Source organism: Sporosarcina sp. AD_1 (genome assembly GCF_057373025.1).
The window spans coordinates 1-5580 of record NZ_JBPVIR010000023.1 but is presented as its reverse complement, the minus strand read 5'-3'; the positions used below and the strand labels follow the sequence as shown (position 1 = coordinate 5580).

4 protein-coding genes are annotated in these 5580 nt (G+C 39.1%); 1 reads left to right on the top strand and 3 read right to left on the bottom strand.

Annotated elements, in window-relative coordinates; genetic code table 11:
- Positions 1 to 1063: 1063 nt before the first annotated feature.
- Positions 1064 to 1153 (top strand): D-alanyl-lipoteichoic acid biosynthesis protein DltD, encoded by a 90-nt coding sequence (locus tag ACSW3C_RS20150; RefSeq protein WP_486564880.1) that lies wholly within the window; start codon positions 1064 to 1066, stop codon positions 1151 to 1153.
- Positions 1154 to 1224: 71 nt separating this feature from the next.
- Here the strand turns inward: ACSW3C_RS20150 and ACSW3C_RS20145 are convergent, their stop codons facing one another.
- The 3 genes from ACSW3C_RS20145 to ACSW3C_RS20135 form a co-directional block, all read right to left on the bottom strand.
- Positions 1225 to 1989 carry an ABC transporter ATP-binding protein gene (locus tag ACSW3C_RS20145; protein WP_486564879.1) on the bottom strand — a complete coding sequence of 255 codons (765 nt, stop codon included), beginning with the start codon at positions 1987 to 1989 and terminating at the stop codon, positions 1225 to 1227.
- Positions 1990 to 1992: 3 nt separating this feature from the next.
- A complete protein-coding gene (locus tag ACSW3C_RS20140; RefSeq protein ID WP_486564878.1) occupies positions 1993 to 4311 on the bottom strand; it encodes an ABC transporter permease in 2319 nt (772 codons plus the stop codon).
- 193 nt (positions 4312 to 4504) lie between these two features.
- The gene (locus ACSW3C_RS20135) at positions 4505 to 5146 is read right to left on the bottom strand and encodes a TetR/AcrR family transcriptional regulator (protein WP_486564877.1); all 642 of its coding nucleotides are present in this window, start codon (positions 5144 to 5146) and stop codon (positions 4505 to 4507) included.
- Between the last annotated feature and the right edge of the window lie 434 nt (positions 5147 to 5580).

Here is a 5580-nt window from a genome sequence, read left to right as displayed (position 1 = left end):
CATTGGCTGAAGCCAAGCCCATGGAAAGCGAAGTTGCGCTCCCTGCCGATTGGTATATGCAATTCTATTCATCTCAAAGTGACTTTGTCTACAGTCTGAGACCATTAAGGTCTGTTTATTCAATATCTTAAAGAGAATTTTGTTTCAACTCTCCTTTCAGTGATACAGCCCATTTACCACTAATATCAAGCATATTGCGATGCAAGCCAGTACCGAACGGATAGTCCGACTTGTTGTTCCAGCCCAAGTCCTATTTCCAAGTGCTGCTCTTAAATCTAGGAAGATGGTATACGTAGTCTTTTAATAAGAGAAGGCTTGTCAATTTTGAGGAATATTCGGTTGCAACTACGTTTAGAACAGTCGTAATGACTTATGCCGCTAGATGATGTATTGCAAGGAAAGTTAGCCAAAGAACTAGCTTTACTGGCAATAGGATTACGAATAAAGGAATGGATGAGATTGCAAACCAAAACACCAATACCATATATTTTGTTTAACACGATCAAAAATGTTTCCATTGCTCGGGTTTAATAAACGGGATATTCCCCATCGCAACGCCTGCATTCCACCTGGAAAGGCTTGCTACACCTACCATAAACCCGAGCAAATAAAGGGGATTCGTAAATTTCTTCTCTATTGGCTTAATGTGGCTGTTAACATGCCGTCCAAAAGCATGCTCAAAAGAAATGTAGTAATAAGGGTTCTCAGAAAGGACTTGTTTAGAAACGGCTTTAGCCAGGCAAACCGTTTGTGTGCTTGGTGTGGTTTATTCTTTTGTTCCATTAGGATTGTTTTGGGCCCAGTATAATAAACCAATGGAATGCTCTGAAATACAATGCTACCCAAGAGCAATGTAATCATGAGTTTATTTCCTCTTAAATTGAATATCAAAAATCGTTCATTCACTAAAACTATCGATGATAATATTCTCAACTACTCAACTATCAAACTTCTTTATATGATCTACCTCCAAGGAGTACAAATCATCCAATAAATAAATTAATTAAGGGTTAACCACAAGAAAGTAGAATCCAACCGCCTCGTATACTAAGTATATATACAAATGATTTACGACCCTTATTTTATTATGGATACCAACCATATAGCCTGGAAGGGCTGGGGATATCTTGATCGGGAATTAGACCAATATTGAGCACAGTCATAATTAAAGACAGTCCTAAGTGATAAATCACTTGAGACTGTCTCCCTCTTTCAACAAAAGTATTATATCCCAACCTCTCTTAATTGCTCCGTAATCTTTTCAATTCTACTTGCTACCTCCCCAGTTCCTTCTATGTATTTTGTCAGTTTTAGTTCACGAACAATTTTGCCATCAAGCATAAACAGGATTCGCTCAGCCCTCGCTGCTACCTGGGCATCGTGTGTAACAAGAAAAATGGCTACGCCATCCCGATTGATCTCGGTGAAGATGTTCATGATTTCCTGTGCAGATTTGGAATTAAGTGCCCCGGTAGGTTCATCTGCAAAAATTATCTCCGGTTTGTTTATCAAAGCTCTGCAAATTCCCGCACGTTGAAGCTGACCTCCAGATACCTGTGTAATGTCACGATTTTCTAGTCCGGAAATCCCAACCCTGTTCATCAGCATTTTCGCTTGTTCAACTATATTGGATATATTTTTCCGATTATCTCTGACAGAAGGTAAAATGATATTATCGAGGATATTCAGGTTATGCAGCATAGTCGGCTGTTGAAAAACGATACCCATTTTTGTTCTCCGAATATCCGTAAGCTCTTTCTCCTGAAGCTCTGATAAATCCGTATTGTTAAAAAGCACCTTTCCGTCAGTCAAGTCATCCATCCCGCATAGTGCAAATAGCAGCGTTGACTTTCCAGATCCGGATGGACCCATTACAGCAACGAATTCCCCCTCATTCATATCAACAGAAACGTTGTCGAGGACATTTCGCTGTTCTTCTCCCTCACTGAAAGATTTAACAATTTTCTCACCGATAATAAGTTTCTTCATACGCTACCCCTTTATGTTCTCCAAAATTTTTAGTTGGCCCACTCTCAACGTTCCGATAACTGTTGCAAATAACACAGTGCTTATCAATAGCACTGGACTCAGTACATATGCCGTGAGAGGATTAATTGTAAAATGGAATGTCGATGCCCCAAAAGTAGAAATGAGCGCCCCAGCAAGAATCTCTCCAAGGGTATTAGCTAGTATGGTACCCATCACAATTCCAACAATTAAGATGAATACTGTACGAGTTACGTACTGTACCTGAATATCCGCGTTGGTAAAACCGATCGCTTTTAAGACTGAAATCGATTGTCGATCTTTAGCTGCCAGCATTTTCATAAATAAAACTGTAATCAACATTGATAGTAAGAGCGCAGCTCCAATGGCTGAATAGGAAGCTTTTCCTACAGATTGCATCGTAGAACCAAATGTTTGCCGAATATATTGATCGATATCCGAAACTTTAGCAAAAGGAAATTGACCCGCGTATTCTCGGACTTTACTTTCAATCAGGGTAGTATCAGAAAGCTCCGCAACAAGTACCGTCCACATAATAGCAGCCGAATTGTCAGTAAAAACTGCCTTCGTCGTCTTGCCACCATTCGTTATATCCGAATAAATTCCAGTGACAATCAATTCTTTTTCGAGCCCCTCCACTTCTATTGACATCGTATCACCAATGTTAAGGTTCCATTCATCTGCATTTAGAACCGAAAGTGCAATTTCATTTTCAGCAACAGGTGCACTGCCTATCGTATATTCAATAGGGAATTTGGAATGGTCACCGAGTTCAATTTTTATTCTTTCCGACGAACCATCCTTCATTTTCGCTTTGAATGATTTCGTTGTGAGGATAACATGTTGCGAAATAGCACTATCCTTCTGCATTTTGTTGCTAATTTGTGAGGTCTTTTCAGAAATATCTTCCGTCTGTTGAATGTCTATGCGTAAGTCGCTGTTACCAATACCCATATACTTAATGAAATCTTCGGAGGAAATTGTATTATAAAGATTTTGGGGAACAATCATGATAAATGTTGATATAACTAACACTGCAAGCATGGTGGCGTACAACCTTTTCCTCTTTAAGACATCTTGCATTCCTAGATAAATATTTGTATTTAGTAAATTGTTGTTGCTTAGACGAAGGCAATACTTCCCCGTTGTTTTAACTTGAGTTATGCCAAAACGAATGGCTTCTGCAGCAGAAATTTTATGAAACTGATTCAGTACTCTATATACATAAGCAAGAATTAGTAGAAAAATAATCAAACTTGCAATAATCCCCAACAACCACCCAATCAAATGGTTTCCACTTTCCCCCATATAAAGACGGATATTTTCAAGAAGCATGCCTTGGAATAGTAAAGATAGAGTAAAACCTAGAAGGCTGCCAATTGCGGCAATGAAAGCGTATTTCCCTAAATATATCTTTTTAATATCTGTAACTCGCAATCCCATGGCTTTCATGACGCCTATTTCCCGATAATCTTCTTCGATTTTTGTCAGGAGTGTAAATCGGATGCACATAAAAGCGATTGCGACGACAAGTAAGCTGATAAGTAAAATAATCCCGATCATCATGCCATCTGAAATGGCGTTAATTGTCTTAAATAGTCCGTAGGTAAGTGTAGGACCGTTTGCCTCAAGTCCCGCTGAGGCATATGCTGTTTCAAATTCACTGAGATTAGCTAGATCATGTAACCTGAATTCAATCAAGTACTCTACACTTCCATGCTCTCTCAAGTCCTCGAAGTCATTTGGACTAATCAGAAATCTTTTAGAAGAAGCAAGCGAAGAATTCATCTGTGAATCGCGAAGAAACCCGGCAATGGTGAATTGTTTACCGCTAACGACTGCCATATCTCCCACTTTCGCTATATTATCTTTCCAATAAATAATAGGGACATAGAGCTCTCCATCAGATACATGAATGACATTTCCATTTATATCGAGAAGGTAATCAAACTTTTTGCTTTGAATGCTGAATCCGTTATCCTGGACACTGTCGGCAAGTGAATGATTGCCGAAACGTATTTGTGTGCCATCGATATTGAGAAATTCAAGCACTTGATATTCATCAACTTGATTGTTCTGTACCGCAAATTCCTCAAGTTGAAGTCTATCTATGTCACCTGCATGCATCTGCATAAAATGAGGTGTCTTCGCACGAGTCATTAGTGTATCTATGGCTCCCGATAGGTTTATTACAAGTATCGCCGCAAGAGAAACAAGCATTGCTGCAGCTGCTATAAATATTGTAGTTGCTAAGTTGATCAATTTGCTTTTTAACAAGTCATTGCGGATTATTCTGTAATACATAAGTCACCTCTTTATTCGAGATTCAAATTGAACGTATGATAAACAAAATGATTATGTTCGCGGTTATCAAGATGCCTGTATCCATTATGAGAACTACCATATTCTTCAGTGCTAATGAACTTTTCCACTCAGTCAGCATGTAGTCCAGTAATTGAGCAGAAAAAATATACATCTTTTCAATCAATTTTTTCCATTATTCTTCTTTGCTCTCTTCTTCCATTCCAAACATCCTCAGCGTCCCCATTAGGCTTCCAGGTTTCGCGCCAAGCAACCTTTCCACATTAAATATGAATGCATGCATTCGCCTACCACGCTCTTCATTTGTCATTTCAATCATGTCATCATCAAAAATCGTATTTGCATAAGTTACAACCATTTCCATAGACTCATATGGAAACGGTGTGTTGAACATTCCCAACTCGACACCTTCAAGAATAATTTCAGCCAGAATGGGCGTCACACCCTGAATGATGACCCTCTCTATTTTCTGATGCATCAATGCATTTTGCGGTCTGTGAATATGATCCATAATTTCCTCACTGCTTCCACCGCTTAGGTTCATCGACATGACAACCTGCACAATACGATCCAATATAGGTATTTCTTTGTTCTTGGCAACCTCCAACGCATCACTTAGAAGACGATCACTATATCTATCAATCAAGGCATCCATAATATCTTCCTTCGATTTGAAATGATGATATAACGTTCCCCTTGCAATGCCGACATCTTCCAAAATATCGGTTGTGCTTGTTCCATCAAAGCCCTTTACAGCAAAAAGCTTATCTGCGGCATCTAAAATTTGATTCTTGCGCTCCTCTGCATCTTTTCTCATTTTTACCTCCTTACAGACCGACTGCCTGTCGGTTTAAGTATAGCAGTTTTTTTACTACTGTCTAGTAAGTTAATAAAATATTTTTTTGTGGATAGGAGGAAGTTTCGTTACTAATGAAAATAATCCATTTATAAAATGGATTCAGAGCGTAGACAAAAGCATATTAATTTGTTGTCGCGTATAAAAATAATAAACATCTGTTACTCACATAAGATTCCTAGTAAAGTTGATTTCCGCTTCTGGCGGTCGCTTTCCGGGGGGCGGGCGGTGAGCAAATCGAACAATGAAGAGTTCGATTTGCCGTATTTCTGCGTTCTTTGCAGAAATTAAGGCATCCTCTACCTGTTGTTTCGCGATTCAAGCTTGCTCCAAACGCTCTGCTTTTTGTCGCAAAAGCCGTTCCTTGTTACGGCTTTTCCTGTGGGGTCTCACCT

Excerpts from the sequence above, each read along its gene's own strand:
- ACSW3C_RS20135 (WP_486564877.1), bottom strand. The coding sequence starts at position 5,146 with ATGAGAAAAGATGCAGAGGAGCGCAAGAATCAAATTTTAGATGCCGCA.
- ACSW3C_RS20140 (WP_486564878.1), bottom strand. The coding sequence starts at position 4,311 with ATGTATTACAGAATAATCCGCAATGACTTGTTAAAAAGCAAATTGATC.
- ACSW3C_RS20150 (WP_486564880.1), top strand. The coding sequence starts at position 1,064 with ATGATTTACGACCCTTATTTTATTATGGATACCAACCATATAGCCTGG.
- ACSW3C_RS20145 (WP_486564879.1), bottom strand. The coding sequence starts at position 1,989 with ATGAAGAAACTTATTATCGGTGAGAAAATTGTTAAATCTTTCAGTGAG.